This is a genomic window from Mucilaginibacter humi (assembly GCF_013087555.1).
In genome coordinates this window covers 1-21465 of record NZ_JABFCR010000042.1, presented here as the reverse complement: position 1 = coordinate 21465, position 21465 = coordinate 1, and the positions used below count along the sequence as shown (strand labels likewise).

Below are 21465 nucleotides of genomic sequence, written 5' to 3'. Positions count from 1 at the left end.
TACATTGTATATCCTCACCTCATCAATGCTGCCCGTCATAGCTCCAAAGCTGGTATCAGTAGATACAGTTTTGCCAGAATCACATTATAGTTACCGCCAAATATTACCTCGCTTGGCTCAAACGAATTGAACAATGTGTTACCAGTACCACGGCTTTGGTAAGCCGGTACACCAATTTTTACGCCGTTGCCCCATATCTGGAAGATACCGGTGGTAGCATCGTAAGTAATAACCATGTGCGCCCAAACATTAGCACCAATTTTTGGAGATTGGAAAGTAAATGTACCGTTAGCAGCATTCAGGTTATCCTGTGTACCACCGTTTTGCCCTGTAAATGTTGGGTGTATGGTAATAGCATCTGTAACTGTAGCGGCTCTGCTATTAGTTTCCAACACAAAGTTGATATTACCATTAAAAATTCCGGGGCGTGCTAATTGAAACAACATGGTTTTTTTTGAACCGTTGTTTAAGATTTGCACCCGGCGCTTACCGTAAAACTTTTTAAGGCGGTGGTTTTAAAGGCATTAAACTGATTTGCATAATACACATAACCAGCGTTTAAAGCCAAAGCCTGGCCCTTTATACCTGTTGCCAAATAAGTATCGCCAGCCGAAGCTGATGGCGCCGTACCACTTATCTTTTCGTTTTTGGTGTTATCAAAATTCCAGTAAGCAACCAGATTCTTTGGGAACACCTCATCGGCAGTGTTAAAGCCATCAATTTTACCTATGTAGGTTTCGGTTGATACCGATGGCAGCTTATTGGGGTTGCCATCCTTTTTACACGCATACAAGGTTGTTGCAACTACAGCAAGCATCAACAAACTGCGGTTTTTATAAAGTTTTGAAAGATTCATTTTTAAAAGCTTTTAAATTAATAACCAGGATTTGGTGTTAATACACCTTTGCTCAGATCTATTTGCGTTTGCGGGATCGGCAACAAGTTATCGCGGGTGGCCACAAAGTTGGTTTTACCGGCAGCATTTAAAGCCGTTTGTGATATCCCCCAACGTACAAGATCAAAAAAGCGGTCGTGCTCCATAGCCAGTTCTATCCTTCTTTCATGACGAATAGCTTCCCTCACAACCGACTGGTCGTTACTGGTAATGTCCGGCAATACTGTCGCCGCAGCCGTTCCACGTGCCCTTGCTCTAACACTGTTTAAAGCCTTAACCGCATCGGTTGTATTACCGCTTTCATTAGCAGCCTCAGCAAACATAAGCACTACATCAGCATAACGTAAAATACGCATATTCATCCACCAGCCAGAGTTATCGCCATAGAGGGATCTGTATGATGGATTAGTATACATTTTGTGGTTATATGCGGGATTTATCCGTAGTAGCCGTGTTTTCGCCATATACGGTTTTATAGGTAGTAGTGGCAGTACTTCTAAGTAAAAAGGTACGGGCATAACGCGGGTCGCCGGGTTCGTAGGCTGCCGCCAGGTTATCGTTTGGCACATTCCACCCATAACCCGGGTTCCAAACCCCGCCATCGCGTACGCCCCGGTACTGGGCATTTTGGATACCGTTAGCGGTTTTAGTAGCAAAACTGGCAGTGGCCTGTACTTCAAAAACCGACTCTTTGCTATTTTCGCCCGCTTCGCCAAATATTTTATCATAAGGAGTTGATAAATCATACTGGCCATTATTCATAACTATTTGGGCTGTGGCAGCAGCCTGCGCCCATTTTTGTTCTGTTAAATATACTTTGGCTAATATCCCGTTAGCAGCACCCGAGGTTGCACGGCCAACAAACTTTTGTCCCAATTCAACGGTAGATTTGCTGCCGCGAAATTCAGATCAGCCTCAATAAATGCATAGATCTGCGCAGGCGTGCTTTGTGGGATGTTTGAACCCGATACCGTTACCGGTTTATCAACCAGTGGAACTCTACCCCAAAAACGCACCATATTAAAGTAAGCATAGCCACGCAAAAATCTTGCTTCAGCTTCGGCCAGCGTCTTTTGTTGGGTGGTGGCGACAATTGTGGTAGCATTATGCACCTGATCTATTGTTACGTTACAATTAGTAACCAAGGTAAAATAGCCATTCCACATATCATTGACTAAACCATTGGTGGGCAGTACCGGGAAATTATCCATGCTAATTACGTCTGCCCCCCATCGCTTGGGGTACTTCCTTTATCAGCATCATCACTACGTACGCTGGTAGCCGGAAAAAATGGGGCTACGTGTACATTGTAGGCACGCAGGTTATTGTACGCTGCAAACAGGTACTGATCATACGGTCCAGAATTACTTGGGTAAGGATAATTTTCGGCATAGTATTCACCCTGTCTCTGCGTATCCGGGAACTTTTTACAGCCAAAGTTTGAAGCTATCATTAGCATAACAATTGCCGCTATGCTCTGATACTTTTGTTTGTTTTTAAAATTTTTCATTTTCTTTTTATCTGACAGATGATTAGAAAGTTACGTTTAAGCCAACAGTATATATAGCTGGTACCGGGTAAGTGCCATTGTCGGCCCCACCGCTTAAAATGCTACCTACCTGTGGCTCTGGTGAGTATCCGGTAGCTTTTGTCCGGGTTTTGATATTTTCGCCACCTATAAATAACCTGATGTGCTGCACACCTAATTTACCTACCATAGCAGTTGGCAAATTGTAACCTAACTGTACATTACGCAAGCGGAAGTAATCGCCCGGCTCCGGTAATAAGAGCTAAACAGGTAATTGTTGCCGCGAGAGTTGTCCAGATCGGCTCAACGTTGCTGGTGCCGGGAGCTGTCCAGGCATTAAGACGATTACTTTCGTAATTCAATACGGCAAAGTTGGCGGTACGACGTTGCAGCCATATTTTGTTACCGGCAACACCCTGACCTGATAGCAACGCATCAAAACCTTTATAATTTAAGGCGATGCTTAAGCCATAGTTATATGGCGGAAATGGTGTGCCCAGGTAAGTACGGTCGGCGGTGGTGATTACTCCATTATGATCGACATCCGCATAAGCGATATCACCAGGAAGGGAGTTACTGAAGTGCGGCTGTTTATCCAAATCAGCAGTAGACTGGTAAATGCCTACTTGTTTATAGCCGTAAAAATAACCAACAGACTGGCCCGTTTCGGTAACGTTAATACCGCCGTTACCTAATAACTGGAAGGCTGTAGTATTACCGATTGAATTGACTACGTTTTTGTTATAGCTGAAATTGGTGTTAATATTATACGAGAAATCCTGACCGATATGGTCTCTCCAGCCTAAGCCTACCTCAATACCTTTATTGGTTAATTTACCTAAATTGGTAAAGTATGCCTGCTGGGTGCCGGCGGCGCCCGGTAAGGTAAAGCTGGTTAGCAACCCGTCGGTTGTTTTATTGTACACACCAATATCTATATTTAAGCGATTAGTAAATGTCCGCAGTTCTAAACCGATATCTACTCCCCTAACAGTTTCCCAATGCAGGTTTGGATCGGGCCGGTAAGCAGCAGTTACTGCAGGATAAATATTATCGCCAAACACAGCAGTAATACCACTATTAAGCGTTTGTTGGTATAAGTTAGGCTGAACACTGTTTTGGTTACCCAGTTTACCGAACGAAGCGCGCAGTTTCATAAAATCAATGCCTGAAGCTAAATCCTTAAAGAAATTCTCTTCGCTTGCTACCCAGCCTAAGCCCGGGCTACCAAAAGTACCCCAGCGGTTTTGTGGGGCAAATCTTGAACTACCGTCGCGACGAACCGTAGCGTTAACTAGGTATTTACCTTTATAAGCATAACTGGCCCGTGCAAATGCGCCTGTTTGTGTTTCTAACGAACCGCTACCGCCGTTGCTTAGCGGATTGTTGGCGTTAATAATATTTAAATACCACAGATTCGAGTTATACGGAACGTTCAAGGTGGTATCCGTGCGCGATCCGCTTAATAAAGTGCTTGATAACTCAACCGTTGTAAAACCGGCTACCACGTTTAATCTGTGGCCGCCCTTAAGTTCCTTATCATAGGTCAATGTATGATCCTGTTGGAAAGTGCGGTACTCATTAGCACTTTGGCTGACACTTGTGCGGACGGTATTATCAAAGAAAGTAGTAGTTGCATTGGTGCCTTCTCCTAAGTTCACCACCGTGTATGGCAGCGGGCTATAAGTGCGGGAATTATTAAAGCCAAGATCGGTGTAGAACGTTGATCTAAATACAAAGTCCTTCAGGAACCTGACTTCGCCAAAAACATTACCGTTAAGCCGGTAGCCACCATTAACTGAATTACCCCTTCCGCGTTCGATAGCATATACCGGGTTACCTACCTGTGCACGCTGGAAAGAAGGCATGGTGTAATACAATCCGGTACCGGGTTGTTGCACCGGCGCAATAGGTACAGCATTTATACCAGAGTTAAGACCCACAGACGTAGGATCCTGTGTCCATTTAAAACCGTTAATGCTTCCGCCAACTTTAATATTGTTGTTAATCCTGATCTCTTCACTTAAGCGTACCAGGTATTTTTGTAATCGCCGTATTTAACCACACCTTGCTGGTCGCTGTAACCTACGTTAAACACGGTAGTGCTTTTGTCGTTATTGTTACTTACTGTTAAATTATTGGTGTTAATAGTTGCGTTGCGCAATATCAAATCCTGCCAGTTGGTATTTGCGGTATAGTTAGTATAATCAAAAGGCGCTGCATTCAAATTAGCCAATTGCGCGTTATACAGCTTTTTAAAGCCGGCCGCATCAACAACATCAATTTTATTTGCCACGTGCTGTATTCCAAAATTGGTTTGAAAACTTACACTGGTTTTGCCTTTTGCAGCACGTTTGGTGGTAATGGCAATTACACCATTGGCGCCTTTTAAACCATAAATAGCATTTGATGATGCATCTTTTAACAGGTCGATGGTTTCAATATCGTTTGGATTTAAGAAATCAATATTGGTTTGCAATAAGCCGTCAACCACATACAACGGATCAGCATTATTAGTACTTGCTACACCCCGTATCCGCACAACCGGTGATGCCCCGGGCGTACCCGAATTAACGACCGAAAGCCCGGCTACCGAACCCTGTAATGCGGCCATTGGATTAGTGGCTGTAAATTTTGCAATATCCTCGCCCTTTACGCTGGTTATAGCGCCGGTAACGTCACGCTTACGCTGGGTACCGTAACCTACTACTACTACCTGGTTCAATTGCTGGGTTGAGGCAGTTAATGTTACATTTATAACGGTTTGACCGTTAACCGGTACTTCTTGCTTATCGTAACCAATAAAGCTAAATACCAATACGGCATTGGCCGGCGCGTTAATGGTATACTTTCCATCAACGTCTGTTTGTGTGCCTGTTGTGGTGCCTTTTACTGTAACGCTTGTGCCGGGTAAACTTTCCTGGCCAGTCCGTCGCTAACCACTCCTGTTATAGTAGTAGTTTGGGCAGAAACTGAGGTTACAAATAACAGACAGCAAAAAGCAAGTAAAACAGAAGTTTTAGTTGAAATTCCTCTCATAGTGTTTTCAATAAAATGGTTAAAAATAGGTTTTGTGTAATCAGTAGTGTTACAACAATCGAAGTTGAGGTTGTTTTTGGAACCGCACAAAAAATAAAACTCTACATTAATACATCTGGTTGTAAATATTACACTATGATGTAATTATTTTTAATTTAACTTATTAATTATAAATAACTTACAATTAACATACACTAAAATGTAGTAAGACGAATAAAAGCCTATGAGAGGTAATGATGTAGTATTAAAGCTCTAACAGGAACTTTACAAGATTGGTATCATGAGGTAAATCGAGCTTCTTTCTAAGCCTATACCGGCGTATTTCTACACCACGCAGCGTAATGTTAAGCATTGAAGCCAATTCCTTACTACTCATATTCAATCTGAGGTAAGCACAAAGTTTCAGATCATTAGGTACAAGATCAGGGTGATGGGCAGACAGTTTTTGAAAAAATTCTCATGTGCCTCGTTAAAACTTTTTTTCAAAAAGGTTCCAGTCACGCTCATTATCCATTCCTTCATCAATTACTTTCTGGATTTTATTAAGTTGGCGTTCAGGGAGCTTTTTACCGGTGCTATCTTTAATTTTTAAAAGTTCTTCACTTAGTTTCTGCAATATCTCGTTCTTATAAGTTAATGACAAGGCGGTATTTGCCAGTTCACGGTTTTTTGAATCGAGTTCAGTTTGCAGTTTTTCTGTTTGCAATTTGGCAATTTGCTTTTCATTAGCTTCTGCTTCACGCCTCAATACTTCCTCTTGTTCCGTTTTTAGGCGACTGGATATTTTTGATGATCCCTACGCAGCATACGCTCGTACATTTTCTTACCAACCACCAACAGCACAAAAAACAGCACCAAATATACCGGGTAGGCCAATTTTGTAGCATACCGGGGTGGTAATACCTCAAAAGTAAAAATAGCGACGTTGCTGCTAGTTGTGTTATTAATTCGTGCACGTACCTTAAATTCATAAATACCTGCAGAAAGATTAGTGAAATCTTTTTGGGTGGCCGTGGTCCAGTCAGACCATTCAGTTGAATAACCGGTAAGGTAATATTGAAATTTGATGGTCGCTTGCCTATAGTAAGGCAAAGCATAAGCAATCCGGATATTATTACGCGAAGCGGGATTTGCAAAACACTATTGTTGCTCCCGTTTTCACTTAACGTTTTATACTTATCGGTAATATCCTCAATCCGCCTGATTAGTACAGCAGGCAGGCCACGCGTGGTTTTAACATTACCAACTTCGCCGGAATTATAGATGACAAAACCATCATCGACACTTATCAGATAAAGGTTGTCGCTAATGCGGCTAATATTTTCATAATACTGTACCATATGCCCGTCAAGGACGCTAAATACACTCGAGTTGATAGCTGCCTTACGGCTGTGAAAGGTCGACGAGAGCAACCTTACCATGGTTAATGAACCAATATTTATGCGCGCCAGCGTTTATAATTTTGTTGGAACTTGCAAATGCACCCAGTTTATGATTTAAAACCTGGTATTTGGTAAAACGGTCGCTCAAGTCATCGTAAGTATAAAAACCCGAATCGGAAGAGAATACGATTTTATCTTCCAGCTTAAATACATTAATATTATAATTACCGGGCAGTCCGTTTTTTTCATCGAAATACTTGTTAGCTATTACTTTACGCAGATCTTTGCTTAGCGTAAGTTTATTTAAACCTTTATAGGCATGGGTCACCCATATATCACCGTTCCTGTCTTCTTCTAACAGGCGCGATGGCGCATTGAAACCAGTAATTGGCGCGGTAAACGTCAAGTTTCCGCCAACAGCCCTTGTATATAAGGCCAGGCCATTATAAATGCCCTGAATAATATGCGATGGCGAACTATTTAAACGTCTGACCATCCAGCCTCCGCCCAATGATGATAAACGCACCAGCTTATCACCTAAAACCCGATAAGTACCACTATTGTGTCCGCATATTAACTGGTTATCAATTAAAGCTAAATCCCATACTTGTCCCTGCGAGTTGGGGACCATTTTAAAATCGAACGTATTGTTTTGCTGTGTCCAGTTGCTATAATATAATCCCTGATTAGTGCCGAGGTAGATTTTATTATCGAAAATAATACTTGAGTAAACTGTGCCGAACTTACCGGTTTTATCAAAATAAAAATAGAGCGGTGAGTTAAGTTCCAGCCGGTCTATACCATTATCAAGACCAGCCCAAAGATTCTCATCGTTATCAGCGTACAGGCTGAGTACTGTGTTATTTTGCAAACCCGTATTTTTGTTGATCCGTTGAATTATACGTCCCTCCTCATCAATAATAATCAGGCCGTTTAAGATTGTTCCATAAGCATAATACTTATTTAATACCCGGACGCCATTATTAAGCTGGTAAGCTTTTAGAAAGTCATTTGCCGGCGTAACAAAAGGTTTAAAAGATCTTCCATCGTAAATAAAAAGCCCGTCCTTACTGGTACCGATAATAAAGCTGCTGCCCTTGTAAGGCAGGATGGATAATATATTTTTCAGCTTTTCACTGCCTGTCACGGGGCTTAATTTACTGCCTGTTAGTTCAAACAAACCATTATTTAAGCTTTCAGCAAAGAAACGGTTACCCGCCCGGTGCAGAAAAAGATAAGGCGCATTACTTTTTATTACCGTAATTTTTTGATGCTGGTACAAGTAGATGGCACCAAACGACTGGAAGATAACCCTATCACCGTCGATATAAATCTTCCATATTTCACTAGATAGAACGTGTGTACCAGGAATAAGGCTGGTCAAAGAGGTATAAGTAAATCTGTTATTTTTAAATGCCCAATAACCAAATTCGCCATAACTACCAGTATAAACACGGCCGTCTACAGCTGTTGCTACTGATCTTACAATTTGCCTGTGTGGCATGGTATATTGCTGCCAATAGCGGCCATCGTAAACCAGCAGGCCCTCGGCATTACCATAGTACATCACACCGTTCTTATCCTGCGAAACCGACCAATTTTGATTTCCGGAGCCATAAATACTTTTGGGATAGTTTTGAATATATGGCACCCCTATCGTTTTAATGTCGGCTGCAAATAAACAGCTGCTTAAACCAACAAGAGTACTAAAAAATAAAACGATGGCTCTTTTTTGCATTATGATAAAGCTGATAATTGGGGAAACCGCTACGGTCCGGCATACCCTTTTATACGTATCTACTCGGCTATAGTTTTTCCCCGGCATATATTTTGGTCGCACTATAATTGGTATTATATCAAATGGCTTAACGGCTTAATTTGTGTTTTAGTTTAGTAGCAGCCACTAATTCAACTATCCCTTGGAACAATCGTGCCAGGCAAAGAAAGTATTTATTTATCAATAATAATATTAAGGAAAAAATATTCATATCGAACAATTATTAATTGCCGATGGTACCAGTGCTTATTATTCTCAACAATTAGATTCAGGCCACCTCCGGAATAACCAGTAATTGCCTCGCAGCGTAAATGAGATAGCAAGAGTAGCATTTTGAGAGTAAAGAGCAAAATTCACCCCTTTACCATCCCGAGGTAGCGCCAAGTGGAAATGCAGTACCGGGTATACAAGTTGTTTCATAGTTTACAGATACTAACAGGATAGAAAAACATATTGACGCGATGCAGGTTTATTGATGGTACCTCTTGCTTGTAATGAATGGCTACAGTTATTGATCGTTTTCGTATTTGCTTTTTGATGGGTTTCCTACTATTGGGCTTAAGGGCTACGGGGCAGCAAATGGTGACGACGGTAACCGGGCAGGTAGTGGATGCGGCTAGCGGAGAGCCGCTAAGGTCGGTGTCGGTTAGTTTGGTGGGCAGTAACTTTGGGGGACGGACGGATTCGTTGGGGCGGTTTCGTCTAGCCGGGACGGGGAAGTTTAGCCAGGTGGAATTTTCTTGTGTAGGGTATTTACCGGTAGTAAAAACGGTGGTTCCCGGACAGATGAGTAAGCTGCAAGTGCTGCTGGTGCGCAGCGCAACCGAATTGGCTAGCGTGACGATCGCTTCGGCTAAAGTACAACGTTACCGCAATAAGGGTAATCCGGCGGTAGCCTTAATCCAACAGGTTATCAATCATAAAAGCGAGAACCGGGCGGAATCGGCGGCTTATTTGCAGTATGAGCAATATGAACGGATGGGGTTGTCTTTTTTTAATTTGCCTCAGCAGGTTGTGGAGAGTAAATTTTTTAGTAAATACCGGTTTATGCTGGATACCGTGCAGGGGCAAACATTCCTGCCGGTATTACTGGAAGAAAAGTTGTCGGCGATGTATTACCGCAAGGAGCCCGAGAAGCATATACAGGTGGAAAAAGCTTACAAAGGGGTTAATATTCTGCAGTTTATTGATACCGCGGGGGTTAAGCTATATGTGAATCAGTTATACGGCCACCGGTGGATATTTATGAGAATAACCTGTTTATTATAGCCAACCAGTTCTTGAGCCCGATCGCTGATCACGCGCCTAATTATTACAAGTTTTTATCACCGATACAATCAGTACGCCGGCGGGTAAACAAGTGGAACTGGCTTTTACGCCACGAACGAAGGGCGACTTGCTGTTTGAGGGTAAACTGGTGGTGACGCTAGACGGGCGCTACGCGGTAACCGCCTGCGAGCTGCGGTTGAATGGCCATATCAATGTGAGCTTTGTGCGCAGTTTTAATGTTCGTTTGGATTTCGCGCCGCAGCCCGACGGCCGTTATGAATTGGCCAGCAGTAATGTAAAGGCGGACTTTGGCTTGACCAGCAAAGGCTGGGGCGTGTTTGGCGAGCGTAGGGTCGTATACCGTAATTATCAAATTGGTGTTCGGCAGCCGCTGGCGTTTTATCAGGGTAAAGCACTTCAGGTAGCGCCGCTTAAAGTTGGTTTCGATACGCTTAGCAAAGGCCGGCACAGGTATACGAAAAGTTGTATAAACTGGAGCAAATGCCTTCCTATAAACGGACGATGTGGTGGCTATCTACGCTGACGGCAGGCTATGCTGATACGGGGCCGGTACAGGTCGGCCCGATCGCGCATTTTTTTTTCGTTCAATAGCCGGGAAGGGCCGCGATTAGAATTGGGCGCACGCAGTACGCCACGGCTGGACAGCACGTTTTATTTTGAAGGTTATGGTGCTTATGGCACCGGGGACCATCGGGTCAAAGGCAATGCCACCGGCTATATTTCCTTAAACAAGATTGCCCCTTATCGTTTCCCCAATAATTATATTAAGCTAAGTTACTTATATGATGTAGATGTGCCGGGCCATACGTTTTCGGTAACCAACCGGCCAACGGCTTTCTCCTCTTTTCAGACCGGGAAAACTAACTACTGGCTGTATAGTAAAACTTTTGAACTACAATACGTACGTGACTTTGAAAATCATTTCTCGTATAACGTCGGTTATAAAAACTGGCAGCAAACACCCACCGCGGCTTTGGTTTACCAGCACAACGATGATGGAAACTTGGTAAATAGCCTGACGACCAGTGAAGTGAACCTGCACATGCGTTACGCCCCGCACGAAGAATTGATCCGGGGGAGCCGCACGCGGCATAGTATTCATAACCCCTATCCCGTCTATGATGTACTAATCAATCGTAGCCTCGGTGGTTCATATACCTATACCGACATTGGCATCAATATATATAAACGTTTCTACCTCTCGCAAGCCGGCTTTACCGACGTGACTCTGCTAGGCGGCTATGTGCAGGGCAAAGTACCTTTTCCGTTGCTCAATATCAGCCCCGCCAACCAGTCGCTGGCGTATAAACGGGATGCGTATAATGAAATGAATTACCCGGAATTTGTGAGCGACCATTACGCGGGCCTCAACTTCACGCATACGTTTAACGGTTTCATTCTTAACAAAATACCGCTCATAAAGCACCTCAAATGGCGCGAATTCTTATCCGCCAAGATATTATACGGCGGTTTGCGTACCGAAAATGATCCGGCGCAAAGCGAGGGATTGTACCGCTTTCCCCCAGCCGTTTATGCTTTGGGCAACACCCCTTATGTCGAGGCCGGCATTGGTATCGGCAACATATTGAAATGCTTACGCGTGGACTTTATCCGTCGCTTAACTTACCTCGATCACCCGGGCGCCAGTACCTACGGCATCAAGTTCAGTTTCCAGCCCGAATTTTAATCAACTATATTTGTAGAGTAACTTTGGGAGATTGCATGCGCTGCCTAAACTAAATTCAAAAATATTTGTTAATGCTCACAGATCATAGTTCTATACACAGATGACCAAAGTATTTACGATTACCGAAGGACTTGAAAACATGGGCGCATTGCGAACGGGTGGACAGGGTTCGGTATACAAAGGCCGACGAATTGGGCCAATTATTACAGCAGTTAAACTGCTTCCTACGCCAATACAATCAGAAAGCGAAGACGATAAAAATTACCGAAATTTCCTGAACGAGGTTGATAAGCTAAAAAAGTTAACGAAGAACCTAATCCGAATGTTGTAAAAATACTCAACTCGGGAATTACAGAAAGCGGTTCATTTCCATTTATCGAAATGGAATTTATTGAAGGCCCGGACCCGGGCGAACTCATATCGCCGCCCAATGATAAAATATTTAGTTTAAAACAAGTTGTTAAGCTTGCCGACCAGTTGGCGTGCGCATTGGCACATTGCCATAAAGTGGGTGTTAAGCACGGCGACATTAAAAGTAACAATATTAAGTTAAACGTTCACTCGGGTAACTATGTATTGCTTGATTTTGGGTTATCGATCATGTCAGACGAGGAGCGCCGGAGCTCCATGCGCCACGCGGGAGCCATTGAGTTTATGGCACCCGAGCAGAACCAGGTAAAATGCTTACCCAAACTGATGTATATAGCTATGGTGTTATATTATTTGAACTATTAGCCGGTACTGTACCCTTCCCGCTGGAAGATAACGGCGAAACCGCCAGAACACTGTTATGGTGTCACATATGGAATCGCCTGTACCGGATATTTTGAAATTGAGAAAAAAAAATCTGCCGGGCAGTTGGTCAAAAACTCAAAAGGAACAGGAAATGAATGTTCCTCAATGGCTGCTCAATCTTACTTATAAATGCCTTGAGAAATTGCCTGAAAACCGGTATGCCAATGGCATGGAATTGCATGATGCTATCATACAGCATAGCATAGCCAATATCAAACTCGATGACAGCCCAAAGATTGACGAAACAATAATACAGCAGGAACCAGAAACAGTTGCCGACCCGGCTAACGCCTACCCCACCGATCAAAGCGATATGATTCGGCTATCAAAACCGGTATTTACCCTGTTGATGTTAGCTTTGGTTGGATTTATGGGTTACACGGCATATTCGCTATTAAACATAAACAAGCCTGACACTCAAAAACCGGCAGTTTCGAGCCCGCTAATTGATAGCGCGGCTTATACTGATAGCATTGCTAAAGTGCAAAGGCTAACGCGCTTTATCGCGAAAAAAACAGGATCACTGATTCCATCGTGAAAGCTACAGCCAGGCAGGAATTGGAAAAGGCAAAACAAAACCAATTCGAGCCTGATACCACCCCGGTTGATACTGTAGATAAAGAGCCTAATAATTGAAAATTACACTTTCAGCATAAATTAGATTAAAACATCTGAGCAATTAATTGTGTTATTGATTTTTATTTAACTGACAACTCCCTATTTATATGGACCCCAAAACCTCAATCTGGCAACGTATCGGACTACAGGACTGGTTCTTAACCAGCGAAAACACTAGCGGGGGAAAAAAGCAGAAAACGCTTACACCCGATGATGTTTACAATTACGTAATTGATAAGTTCAATGATTCAATCCGCCAGCTATCATTTGCGGACAGGGTTGTATTTTACCACGAATATATTATTAGCTTTAATTCTGATGACTATCAGGAGTTTATGAATAATAAACAAGGTATATTTGGATTGATTGTAAATGAAACGGTAAAAAAGTTTTATGAACAATTAAAGCAATACCGTGCAGCGGGCAAAACGGTGGTACCTTCAAGTTCCAAATGGGTATTCCGTTTAGTATCGCACCCTGACTATGCACGGGGGATATTGGTTTTATTGGCAAGCTATTACCCGGGAGCGCCAAAAAGAAGAGAATTTAAGGGTTACTTTTATACCGCGCCAAACAGGCATAGCCCAAACATTTGATGTAAGCCAGACGTGTTAAAAGGCTTTAACTATTACAGCGAGGGGTATTATGAGTTACCTTATATTGAGGACCTTGAATATGATGAGGATGCACCGGCCGATGATCGCAAAAAAACTTTCGCCGTTTTGAAACCATCCTGCCCGAAAAGCAATTTGCCGGCAAAAAGGTTGAATTTTTGATGAAAGACGACGAGATCATCGTATCCGGGGATGAGGAAACGCGGGAAGAATCAAGTATATTTAAAATACCAACCGAGTGGGTAAATACACCACATTTGCAAATAAGGTTTAACAAATCTGATGGGAAATTTTACCTGGCATCATTTGGAGAGCGCACCATTTTAAATGAAACCGAGGTAGAAAAAAGCGATGTTAATTCACCGTCGTGGGTTGAGCTTCCTGTAAACTCAAGGATATTGCTTAACGGCATAGTTGGCGTTAATATATTTAAATCGTAACGGCATGATATCACAGATCCTATCGGCAGGTTTATTGTTTATGGTTGTTGCGCTGTTAGCTACTCATTTTTTAGATATTAAAAATTCACGACGAAACAATGGCTGATCAGTTTTACGGGATAACCGATACCGGCAAGGAAAGAAAAATAACGAGGATACTTTTATTGCGCAGGCTACTGACGATGGTAAATTTATAATTGCCTGCGTTATTGATGGCGTGGGTGGTTATTCGGGGGCGAAGTTGCTGCCCGCCCGGCCCGCGAAGCCATATTACAACGCCTAAGCAAACCGGCAGGCGAACTTATCCCCATAATGATAGATTGTTTTAACCTGGCCAATCAAAAAATACTTGACGAGAAAAAACAGGTTAAAGAGCACGATAGCATGGCCTGCGTTGCTACGCTGGCTTTAATAGATATTGAACGCAACCAGTTTTATTACGCCCACGTTGGCGATACACGTTTATACCTGTTGCGTGATAACTCGCTGGTCAAGATCTCACACGATCAATCCTTTGTCGGTTTTTTAGAAGAGTCGGGCCGGGTGAATGAAGCTGAAGCAATGGCTCACCCTAAAAGGAATGAAATAAACAAAGCGCTGGGTTTTGAAGCCAACCTGGTAAAAGACAGTGAATATATTGAAACCGGACAATCGCCATTTTTACCTGGCGACCTGCTGCTGCTTTGCAGTGATGGCTTAACTGATATGGTGACGGGTGGGGATATTACCACCATAATTACAAAAGGTCCTTCGTCGCTAAAAGACATGAGTAACCAGCTAATTGATGCCGCAAATGCCAAAGGTGGTAAGGATAACATCACCGTAGTTTTAGTGAAAAACACTAAGCAGGCGCTTAAGCACAATGCCACTATGCCCACGGCAAGTGAAAAAAAAAAAGGAGCAGCCGATAGCCATTGATCCTGGTAAAACATCAGCGCCAATTATTCATCATCAAAATCACGAACCTATGCCACAAAAAAGTAACGGATGGATAGTTACGGTATTAGCCATATTGACCCTGTTATTTTTAGCCGGCAACGTTTGGCAATATCTGCAAAGCAAACAAACTACGTTGGTTGTTGCTGAAGCCGTTGCACCCGACAAGCCGCAGGGTGCGCTGGAACTTAAATTACAAAACGCTATAAATAATTTAAAGGGTGATGTGCTTTGGCTTACCGATACAGGATATTCTTCGCCAATAAACATTAGTCGCGCTATCCAGATTAAACGCGATACCTTATTTATAAAAAGCAAAGGAAAGATTGAACTGGTTGCCGACAGCAGTTATAACGGTGCTGCATTTACACTGGCCGGGCAATGCAAATTAGTAATGCTGGATAGCCTGTCCATCAAAAACTTTAAAACCGGTGTTATCGCTTATAACAATGCGTTGCTGCTAAAAAACGTAAGATTTGATAATTGCGCCGTGGCGGTACAAAACCTGTTTACTGTCACCAGAAATAAATTTACCAGCGGCACCCCTCACCCGTTCAGGGTCGATTCTATTCCTGTGACCAATAAACAAAAATAATGGATCAGGAAACTATAATACCCGCTGACAGGAAAAAGGAACGTTTGTTTCTTGCATTGATCGCATTTGTACTAATCCTGTTATTTGGCAGGTTATATTACATCGAACAAAAGAATTTTACCGACGTAGCTAAGCGCCTGCACGATGGCACAATGGTAAACCTTAACGCCAAAAATCCGGCAAAAAATGTCCGCACATTATTGGAGCGTGGTTATTACTTTGAGGATAAGCGCGATATTGACCTGATTGAAAAAGTTGTTGCCGAAAGAATAAAGGCAGGCAGCAAATTTGAAAACATAGGAGAATTAAATAAAAAACGTTACGACATAAATGCCGATACGGCGATGAGCCAGGGCGGTAAATCTTTTCAGCAACGGGTACTTGTGTCACGGTCTTTGCTGGGCTATACCGGAGATGATTATTTACGATTTGTAGAAGAAAGAACTAAGCCGCCCGTTTTACCCGCTGTTACTGATGCGGGCCTGTCCGGCAGTGCTATATCGGGGCAGATATTTGAAAAAAAGTACCTGTAGCCGGTGTACTGGTGCGCCTGCAATTGGTATTGCCCCGGGATAGCACTTACAATGACGAAGAAACCGACCAGGTCTCAACCAAAACCGAACAAACCCCGGGCGTAAAGAAAGTATATTTATTGGATGAGCAAAAGCAACGCCACCTGCAATCCCCGGTCGCCTTTGCCCGCACCGACGACCGGGGTCATTATGCCTTCAAAAATTTACCTGCCGGTAAAGCATTCGAGGTGTTGCCATTGCAGCCGGGCTACCAGTTTGGTTTTTCGGCAGGAACTGACAATTTGGACGACGACAAGGTTTTAAACTTTAATCGCGCGCCGCACACTATCAGGCTATTGTCAACCCGCGACTTTAGCATTCTTAAGAAAGAGCGGTCATTCATTATCCGTACCCCTGCACAGTTTAATTTTTCTTTCTTAATTATAGTGGTTTGTTTTTTGGTTGCTTTGCGCTGGCGCATCTCATTTTAACCGGAAATTCAGCACTGCCGACCAATTGATACTGCCATTTATAATGGTGCTTACCGGCTTGTCTTTCCTAACCTTATTAAGTCTACAGGACCCGTTGCGCGATCGATTTTTGGCCAAAGACACCTTGGTGTACCCGGCCATGGGTTTTGCTGCCATGATAGGAATACTTTTATTCAACCTTCGCCGTTTCACCGCCGATTCGACTTTTTATAGGTTGCTGATTTTTAAAAATAACCGCAAGGCCGCTAATGGATGGCCATGGATAATTATAGCTATAGGTTTGCTGGCGTTGACTATACGCTTTGGTTCGGGTCCTGAAGGCAGCGGAGTAAAGGTCAACCTGTTTGGTTTTCAGCCAAGCGAGATAGTGAAATACCTGGTGATCATCTTTTAGCCGGTTTTTTTGCAGCCAACGAACGCTTCATCAGCGAATACGCAAGTTTTAAAAAGCGATTCTCGTTCTTTTCATTTGCGGTCATCGCAATTGCCGTGGCGCTGTTCCTATTCTTACTATTGGGCGATTTGGGGCCGGCGATGGTTATTTGTTTTACTTTCATCATACTATTCTCGTTTTCGCGCGGTGATTTCCTGTTTATGGCAGGATCAGTTATCTTTTACGTACTAATTACCCGGATATTTAAAAATGTCTGGCTATCGGCATTGGCCACCATCATCATGCTGGTAGTGGTAACCGTATTTAAAAGGAAACAGTTGAGCGAATCGGCCATCATGGCATTGATCATTATAGCAGGCTTTTTAACTATCGATAAAATCCCTCATCTTGATAAACTGATACCAGGCCCGGTACAACGTTTGGTAGATCGCAAAGCCATTTGGCAGGATGCCCGGGATAATGAGGTTTATGGCGGCGACCGGGTAGCTAACGGGCTTTGGGCCATGGCAAGCGGAGGGATTACCGGCCGGGGCGTGGGCGAAGGCTTTGCCAAAACCATACCCGAAGCGCATACCGATATGATATTACCTTCAATCGGCGAAGATTTTGGCTGGACAGGCATCGTGTGTATCTTCCTCGTGTTTTTATTGTACCTGCACCGGTCAATAATTATAGGCCGGCAAACGGGTACACCATTTCTGTTTTATTTATGCGCAGGCATAGGTATTTGTACGTTCGTACAGTTTTTACTCATAGCTGGCGGATCAACCGGAGCATTGCCATTATCGGGGGTTTCATTACCATTCGAGAGCTATGGCGGCTCATCCCCGGTGGCAAACTTTGTAGCCGCGGGTTTTTTACTATCGGCATCAAGGGTTAAAGGCACACCTGTGCAAATGAGCTTTATCACCAAACAACAGGACCGGAACCTTGTACCGGCATTGGCCATGGCCTGTATAGGTGTGTTGCTGCTTACCATAAATGTATCGCGTTATTTATTTGTCAATTCCAAATGGATAGTAAAACCTGCTTTGGTGGCTGATAGAAGCGGCGCCCGTATGTTTAGCTATAATCCGCGCATCGCAGTGTTAATGAACAGGCTACAAGCCGGTACATTATATGACCGTGACGGCCGTATATTAGCTACAAGTAACCCGGTACTAATTCAAAAACAACGTCGTTTGCTGGATTCATCAGGCATCCAAAACTATAATCTGGATTCAGCAATGCATAAACGGTTAACCCGTTACTATCCTTTTGAAGAGCAAATGTTTTTTTGGGTGGGCGATGTCAATACCGGTGTATTTAACGGCAGCACTAATGGCTACTTTGCCGAGTATGAGCATGCGGCTGAACTGCGGGGTTTTAACCTGCCAATTGCCAGTTATAATACCCATGCCAATCGTTTTAAAGAGGACCGGTTTTTACCCCGTGGCGTAAAAGAAATGTCGGTAAGCAAAAAGGATTATAGCGCATTGGCACCATTGCTTATAGCCGGAATAAACAGCACGGAAGTTGCTGAATTTAAACAACGCAATCGCGATGTGAAATTAACAGTGGATGCCGACCTGCAAACTAAAATACAAAAATCAATAGCCACAGACACGTCGTTGTACGATAACCGGGTATCAGTAGTAGTGATGTTACCTTCAACCGGCGACGTATTAGCCTCGGCTGTTTATCCGCTCCCTCCTATCCATAACTGGGAACAGCTGACGATGCCGGTTAACGAACAAAACAAGTTATCGCAATGGCTAACCACGAGCGATTTAGGCTTTACCTACGCCACTCAACCGGGATCGACAGCTAAAGTATTAACTACAATGGCATCTTTTAATAAACTGGGGTTAGAAGCCGCAAACAAAAAATTTAATGTAGCCAGTTGGGAGCGCATACGTACCAAAGGAATTGAGCCTGATGAGACCGGGGTAATTACTTTAGAAAGAGCGGTAGCAAAATCAAACAATGTGTACTTTATTAAGTTAGCTAATCAGGAACATTTGGAAGAAGATATGGCCACCTTGTATTTAAAAACCGGTATGTTTTTGCATGGCGTAGGCGGTTATTATTACGGCAGGCAACCTGACAATGCATCGCAGGAAGAGAAATGGCGCGAACTATGGCGCAAAACCGAATTTAATACCAAACCGCGTTATGATCCTAACAACATCAGGCGTACACGGGCTAAAGGTATTTCAGGGATGGCCTGGGGCGGGGTGAGCTTATTGCTACCCCTGCTGCTGTTGCCGGCTGGTATCGGGCGTAGCCAATAATGGTGAATTGGTAGCCAATAGATTTGTGTTAAAAGTGAGTGATATTGAGCAACCCGTTAAGAGCAGTATTAAGCTGGCTAACGACCCAAAATACGCTGCGCTGATTACGCAATACATGATAGAACAAAGTGCCCCCAAAGTGCCTATATTAGGGTTAAGCGTTGCAGGTAAAACCGGCACACCCGAGCGGATATGGAAAAAGAAGGCATTAATGACGGTTGGTATGTTTTCTTCGCGCCAATGGCAAAAGGCACCGGCAATATAGTAGTATGCGTAAGGATAGAATCTACCAAGGGATCGGCCGATGCGGTACACCGCCGGTAAACACATCATCCCGCTACTTATTAAAAAGGGATATATCAAAAGCATCGTACCTGTTAAAGAAAAAAATGCACCCGTTGTAACCCCAGCCGCTGATATACCGGCGGCAGAACCAGATACAGCATCAAATTAAATTACAGATAATGTTTAAAATATTTAGTAGGGACAATGAAAGCCCGGGTGATGTAAAAGAAGTGCGTGATATCTTACTGCGCGGTATTAAAGAAAACCTCCAAAAATCTGAGGGTGGCGAAGGCAGTAACATTAAGGGCATAAACCTGTTTATTAATATCGGCAGTAATGACAAGCATATGTACGAGTCGGCTGTATATCAGGATACGCCGGAAAAATTTAAAGACGAGGTACAGCGCATCGCCGATGATTTTGATATAGGGTTGCCAGCCAACTGGCAGCTGGAGGTAAACTTCGATGAAAAATTTCCGCCCGAGGCCGTGAAATTGGAAGGCATTAATGCGGCATTGTTCATTCGTACCAAAGACCATGTCATTCAGCGATCAGGTTCGGCTTACATCAGGGTGCTAAATGGTGAAGCCGAAAAGCCTTTATATCATATCAAATCTGATGATGGTAAATTGAATATTGGCCGCGAAAAAAAAGCGCAGGTTGATGGAGGCTTTTTCAGGATCAACCACATTGCATTTCCGTGCGATATTGATAACGAACATAATAAGTACATCAGCAGGCAACATGCCCATTTAGAATGGAACAATGAAAAAGGCTGCTTCATGCTCTTTGCCGATGAAGGCGGCATCCCGCCAGGTAATAAGGTGAAGATAAGGTCGGCAAGCAGCGATACGCTGATCAAGCTCCATTCCAGCCATATTGGTCATCAATTAGCTGAGGGCGACCAGATCATACTGGGCGAAACAGCCGTAGTTGAATTTAGCTATAAAAAAGGGAAATAAATAATGAGCAAGGTGTTTACAATAATGGAAGGACTTGAAAACATGGGCGCTATACGTACCGGTGGACAAGGTTCTGTTTATAAAGGCAGGCGCATAGGGCCTATACTAAGTGCCGTAAAGCTTTTACCTACACCTATAGCTGATGAAAGCCTTAATGATAAAAACTACAGAAAATTTGTAAACGAGGTTGATAAACTAAAAAAGGTAAACGAAGTAGCTAACCCCAATGTTGTTAAAATATTAAGCTCAGGGATTACCGAAAGCGGCTCGCTGCCGTTTATTGAAATGGAATTTATTGAAGGGCCGGACCTGGGCGATCTGCTGTCTGAGCCCAACGAAAAAATATTCACCATAAAAGAAACTATTAAACTGGCAGACCAGTTGGCCAACGCCCTGGCACACTGCCATAAAGTAGGTGTTAAACATGGCGATATTAAAAGCAACAACGTTAAATTTAATGTACATACGGGTAACTATGTTTTGCTTGATTTTGGCTTGTCCGTCATGTCTGACGAGGAGCGCCGCAGCAGTATGCGCCACGCCGGTGCTATTGAATTTATGGCGCCTGAGCAGAATGAAGGTGAGATGCTTTTTCAAACAGATATATATAGTTATGGCGTAATATTATTTGAATTATTAGCAGGTGTTGTACCTTTCCCGCTACATGACAATGGCGAAACGGCACGCAATACCGTTATGATATCCCATATGGAAGCGCCGGTTCCTGACCTCCTGGGGTTACGTAAACAAAATTTGCCATCAACCCGGAGCGAGGCGCAGAAGGAACGCGAAATGCAGGTGCCGGGATGGTTGCTCAGCATCATTTATAAATGTCTTGAAAAGCGCCCGCACGATCGGTATGAACACGGCATGGCGTTGCATGACGCAATAGTTCAAAACAGTGTTTCGCCGGCGGCTACCGACAACGGCCTGGAGGCATTAAAAACCGAAA

General features: G+C 43.5%; 30 protein-coding genes and 2 pseudogenes. 18 read left to right on the top strand and 14 right to left on the bottom strand.

Annotated elements, in window-relative coordinates:
- Positions 1–35: 35 nt before the first annotated feature.
- From HK413_RS17800 to HK413_RS17735, 14 genes and pseudogenes are all read right to left on the bottom strand, one after another.
- Positions 36–479, bottom strand: a complete 444-nt coding sequence (locus HK413_RS17800) for a hypothetical protein (RefSeq protein ID WP_246230203.1) — start codon at positions 477–479, stop codon at positions 36–38.
- On the bottom strand, positions 467–817 hold the full coding sequence (locus HK413_RS17795; protein ID WP_246230201.1) for a hypothetical protein: 351 nt from the start codon (positions 815–817) through the stop codon (positions 467–469). Before HK413_RS17795 ends, HK413_RS17800 begins: the two co-directional genes overlap by 13 nt.
- A 56-nt stretch (positions 818–873) precedes the next feature.
- On the bottom strand, positions 874–1311 hold the full coding sequence (locus tag HK413_RS17790; protein WP_246230199.1) for a RagB/SusD family nutrient uptake outer membrane protein: 438 nt from the start codon (positions 1309–1311) through the stop codon (positions 874–876).
- Between the two features lie 7 nt (positions 1312–1318).
- Entirely contained in the window at positions 1319–1771 is a 453-nt protein-coding gene (locus HK413_RS17785; RefSeq protein WP_246230197.1) for a RagB/SusD family nutrient uptake outer membrane protein, read from the bottom strand.
- The gene (locus HK413_RS17780; RefSeq protein ID WP_246230195.1) at positions 1717–2106 is read right to left on the bottom strand and encodes a RagB/SusD family nutrient uptake outer membrane protein; all 390 of its coding nucleotides are present in this window, start codon (positions 2104–2106) and stop codon (positions 1717–1719) included. The genes HK413_RS17785 and HK413_RS17780 overlap by 55 nt, the downstream gene beginning before the upstream one ends.
- A 5-nt stretch (positions 2107–2111) precedes the next feature.
- Positions 2112–2405 (bottom strand): hypothetical protein, encoded by a 294-nt coding sequence (locus tag HK413_RS17775; protein WP_246230193.1) that lies wholly within the window; start codon positions 2403–2405, stop codon positions 2112–2114.
- 22 nt (positions 2406–2427) lie between these two features.
- Complete coding sequence (locus HK413_RS17770; RefSeq protein WP_246230191.1) at positions 2428–2652, bottom strand: hypothetical protein; 225 nt, start codon at positions 2650–2652, stop codon at positions 2428–2430.
- On the bottom strand, positions 2645–4366 hold the full coding sequence (locus tag HK413_RS17765; protein WP_317169440.1) for a TonB-dependent receptor domain-containing protein: 1722 nt from the start codon (positions 4364–4366) through the stop codon (positions 2645–2647). Before HK413_RS17765 ends, HK413_RS17770 begins: the two co-directional genes overlap by 8 nt.
- Positions 4367–4446: 80 nt before the next feature.
- Entirely contained in the window at positions 4447–5148 is a 702-nt protein-coding gene (locus tag HK413_RS17760) for a TonB-dependent receptor plug domain-containing protein (RefSeq protein WP_246230210.1), read from the bottom strand.
- Between the two features lie 42 nt (positions 5149–5190).
- Positions 5191–5289: pseudogene (locus tag HK413_RS17755) on the bottom strand (hypothetical protein); the annotation flags it as partial.
- 23 nt (positions 5290–5312) lie between these two features.
- Positions 5313–5462 (bottom strand): hypothetical protein, encoded by a 150-nt coding sequence (locus HK413_RS17750; RefSeq protein ID WP_246230189.1) that lies wholly within the window; start codon positions 5460–5462, stop codon positions 5313–5315.
- Positions 5463–5931: 469 nt separating this feature from the next.
- Positions 5932–6210 carry a hypothetical protein gene (locus HK413_RS17745; protein ID WP_246230188.1) on the bottom strand — a complete coding sequence of 93 codons (279 nt, stop codon included), beginning with the start codon at positions 6208–6210 and terminating at the stop codon, positions 5932–5934.
- A gap of 20 nt (positions 6211–6230) precedes the next feature.
- Positions 6231–6554 carry a triple tyrosine motif-containing protein gene (locus tag HK413_RS17740; RefSeq protein WP_246230186.1) on the bottom strand — a complete coding sequence of 108 codons (324 nt, stop codon included), beginning with the start codon at positions 6552–6554 and terminating at the stop codon, positions 6231–6233.
- A gap of 291 nt (positions 6555–6845) precedes the next feature.
- Positions 6846–8495, bottom strand: a complete 1650-nt coding sequence (locus HK413_RS17735) for a two-component regulator propeller domain-containing protein (RefSeq protein WP_246230184.1) — start codon at positions 8493–8495, stop codon at positions 6846–6848.
- 624 nt (positions 8496–9119) lie between these two features.
- Here HK413_RS17735 and HK413_RS09670 point away from each other — a divergent pair.
- The 18 genes and pseudogenes from HK413_RS09670 to HK413_RS09625 all read left to right on the top strand — a co-directional run.
- Positions 9120–9890 carry a carboxypeptidase-like regulatory domain-containing protein gene (locus HK413_RS09670; protein ID WP_175270042.1) on the top strand — a complete coding sequence of 257 codons (771 nt, stop codon included), beginning with the start codon at positions 9120–9122 and terminating at the stop codon, positions 9888–9890.
- A 91-nt stretch (positions 9891–9981) separates the two neighbouring features.
- Positions 9982–10434 (top strand): hypothetical protein, encoded by a 453-nt coding sequence (locus HK413_RS09665; protein WP_175270041.1) that lies wholly within the window; start codon positions 9982–9984, stop codon positions 10432–10434.
- Between the two features lie 9 nt (positions 10435–10443).
- On the top strand, positions 10444–11598 hold the full coding sequence (locus HK413_RS09660; RefSeq protein ID WP_175270040.1) for a DUF5686 family protein: 1155 nt from the start codon (positions 10444–10446) through the stop codon (positions 11596–11598).
- Between the two features lie 100 nt (positions 11599–11698).
- Positions 11699–11929 (top strand): hypothetical protein, encoded by a 231-nt coding sequence (locus HK413_RS15305; RefSeq protein ID WP_217452211.1) that lies wholly within the window; start codon positions 11699–11701, stop codon positions 11927–11929.
- A 2-nt stretch (positions 11930–11931) separates the two neighbouring features.
- Positions 11932–12333 (top strand): protein kinase domain-containing protein, encoded by a 402-nt coding sequence (locus HK413_RS15300; protein WP_317169445.1) that lies wholly within the window; start codon positions 11932–11934, stop codon positions 12331–12333.
- A 97-nt stretch (positions 12334–12430) separates the two neighbouring features.
- A complete protein-coding gene (locus HK413_RS15295) occupies positions 12431–12931 on the top strand; it encodes a hypothetical protein (RefSeq protein WP_217452210.1) in 501 nt (166 codons plus the stop codon).
- A gap of 187 nt (positions 12932–13118) precedes the next feature.
- A complete protein-coding gene (locus HK413_RS15290; RefSeq protein WP_217452209.1) occupies positions 13119–13607 on the top strand; it encodes a hypothetical protein in 489 nt (162 codons plus the stop codon).
- 12 nt (positions 13608–13619) lie between these two features.
- On the top strand, positions 13620–13787 hold the full coding sequence (locus HK413_RS15285) for a hypothetical protein (protein ID WP_217452208.1): 168 nt from the start codon (positions 13620–13622) through the stop codon (positions 13785–13787).
- Positions 13784–14065 (top strand): hypothetical protein, encoded by a 282-nt coding sequence (locus HK413_RS15280; protein ID WP_217452207.1) that lies wholly within the window; start codon positions 13784–13786, stop codon positions 14063–14065. The genes HK413_RS15285 and HK413_RS15280 overlap by 4 nt, the downstream gene beginning before the upstream one ends.
- 252 nt (positions 14066–14317) lie before the next feature.
- Positions 14318–14983: pseudogene (locus HK413_RS09645) on the top strand (PP2C family protein-serine/threonine phosphatase); the annotation flags it as partial.
- Positions 14949–15596, top strand: coding sequence for a hypothetical protein (locus tag HK413_RS09640; RefSeq protein ID WP_175270038.1), 648 nt, complete (start codon positions 14949–14951; stop codon positions 15594–15596). The pseudogene HK413_RS09645 and the gene HK413_RS09640, both read left to right, overlap by 35 nt.
- Positions 15596–16129 carry a hypothetical protein gene (locus HK413_RS15275; RefSeq protein WP_217452206.1) on the top strand — a complete coding sequence of 178 codons (534 nt, stop codon included), beginning with the start codon at positions 15596–15598 and terminating at the stop codon, positions 16127–16129. Before HK413_RS09640 ends, HK413_RS15275 begins: the two co-directional genes overlap by 1 nt.
- An 11-nt stretch (positions 16130–16140) precedes the next feature.
- Positions 16141–16599, top strand: a complete 459-nt coding sequence (locus HK413_RS15270) for a hypothetical protein (protein WP_217452205.1) — start codon at positions 16141–16143, stop codon at positions 16597–16599.
- Between the two features lie 25 nt (positions 16600–16624).
- On the top strand, positions 16625–16993 hold the full coding sequence (locus HK413_RS15265) for an FtsW/RodA/SpoVE family cell cycle protein (protein WP_217452204.1): 369 nt from the start codon (positions 16625–16627) through the stop codon (positions 16991–16993).
- A 95-nt stretch (positions 16994–17088) separates the two neighbouring features.
- On the top strand, positions 17089–19266 hold the full coding sequence (locus HK413_RS21135) for an FtsW/RodA/SpoVE family cell cycle protein (protein WP_217452203.1): 2178 nt from the start codon (positions 17089–17091) through the stop codon (positions 19264–19266).
- A gap of 7 nt (positions 19267–19273) precedes the next feature.
- A complete protein-coding gene (locus HK413_RS15255) occupies positions 19274–19531 on the top strand; it encodes a hypothetical protein (protein ID WP_217452202.1) in 258 nt (85 codons plus the stop codon).
- Between the two features lie 199 nt (positions 19532–19730).
- Positions 19731–20513: an FHA domain-containing protein gene (locus tag HK413_RS09630; protein WP_175270037.1), complete on the top strand. Its 783-nt coding sequence runs from the start codon at positions 19731–19733 to the stop codon at positions 20511–20513.
- Between the two features lie 3 nt (positions 20514–20516).
- Positions 20517–21465: serine/threonine protein kinase (locus HK413_RS09625; RefSeq protein WP_175270036.1), on the top strand; the 949-nt coding region annotated here is incomplete at its 3' end.

Bases quoted from the DNA above. Each gene is read 5' to 3' on its own strand.
- HK413_RS17795 (WP_246230201.1), bottom strand. From the start codon at position 817: ATGCTTGCTGTAGTTGCAACAACCTTGTATGCGTGTAAAAAGGATGGC.
- HK413_RS17790 (WP_246230199.1), bottom strand. From the start codon at position 1,311: ATGTATACTAATCCATCATACAGATCCCTCTATGGCGATAACTCTGGC.
- HK413_RS17780 (WP_246230195.1), bottom strand. From the start codon at position 2,106: ATGGATAATTTCCCGGTACTGCCCACCAATGGTTTAGTCAATGATATG.
- HK413_RS17775 (WP_246230193.1), bottom strand. From the start codon at position 2,405: ATGAAAAATTTTAAAAACAAACAAAAGTATCAGAGCATAGCGGCAATT.
- HK413_RS17750 (WP_246230189.1), bottom strand. From the start codon at position 5,462: ATGAGAGGAATTTCAACTAAAACTTCTGTTTTACTTGCTTTTTGCTGT.
- HK413_RS09670 (WP_175270042.1), top strand. From the start codon at position 9,120: ATGGCTACAGTTATTGATCGTTTTCGTATTTGCTTTTTGATGGGTTTC.
- HK413_RS09660 (WP_175270040.1), top strand. From the start codon at position 10,444: ATGCTGATACGGGGCCGGTACAGGTCGGCCCGATCGCGCATTTTTTTT.
- HK413_RS15305 (WP_217452211.1), top strand. From the start codon at position 11,699: ATGACCAAAGTATTTACGATTACCGAAGGACTTGAAAACATGGGCGCA.
- HK413_RS15290 (WP_217452209.1), top strand. From the start codon at position 13,119: ATGGACCCCAAAACCTCAATCTGGCAACGTATCGGACTACAGGACTGG.
- HK413_RS15275 (WP_217452206.1), top strand. From the start codon at position 15,596: ATGGATCAGGAAACTATAATACCCGCTGACAGGAAAAAGGAACGTTTG.
- HK413_RS09630 (WP_175270037.1), top strand. From the start codon at position 19,731: ATGTTTAAAATATTTAGTAGGGACAATGAAAGCCCGGGTGATGTAAAA.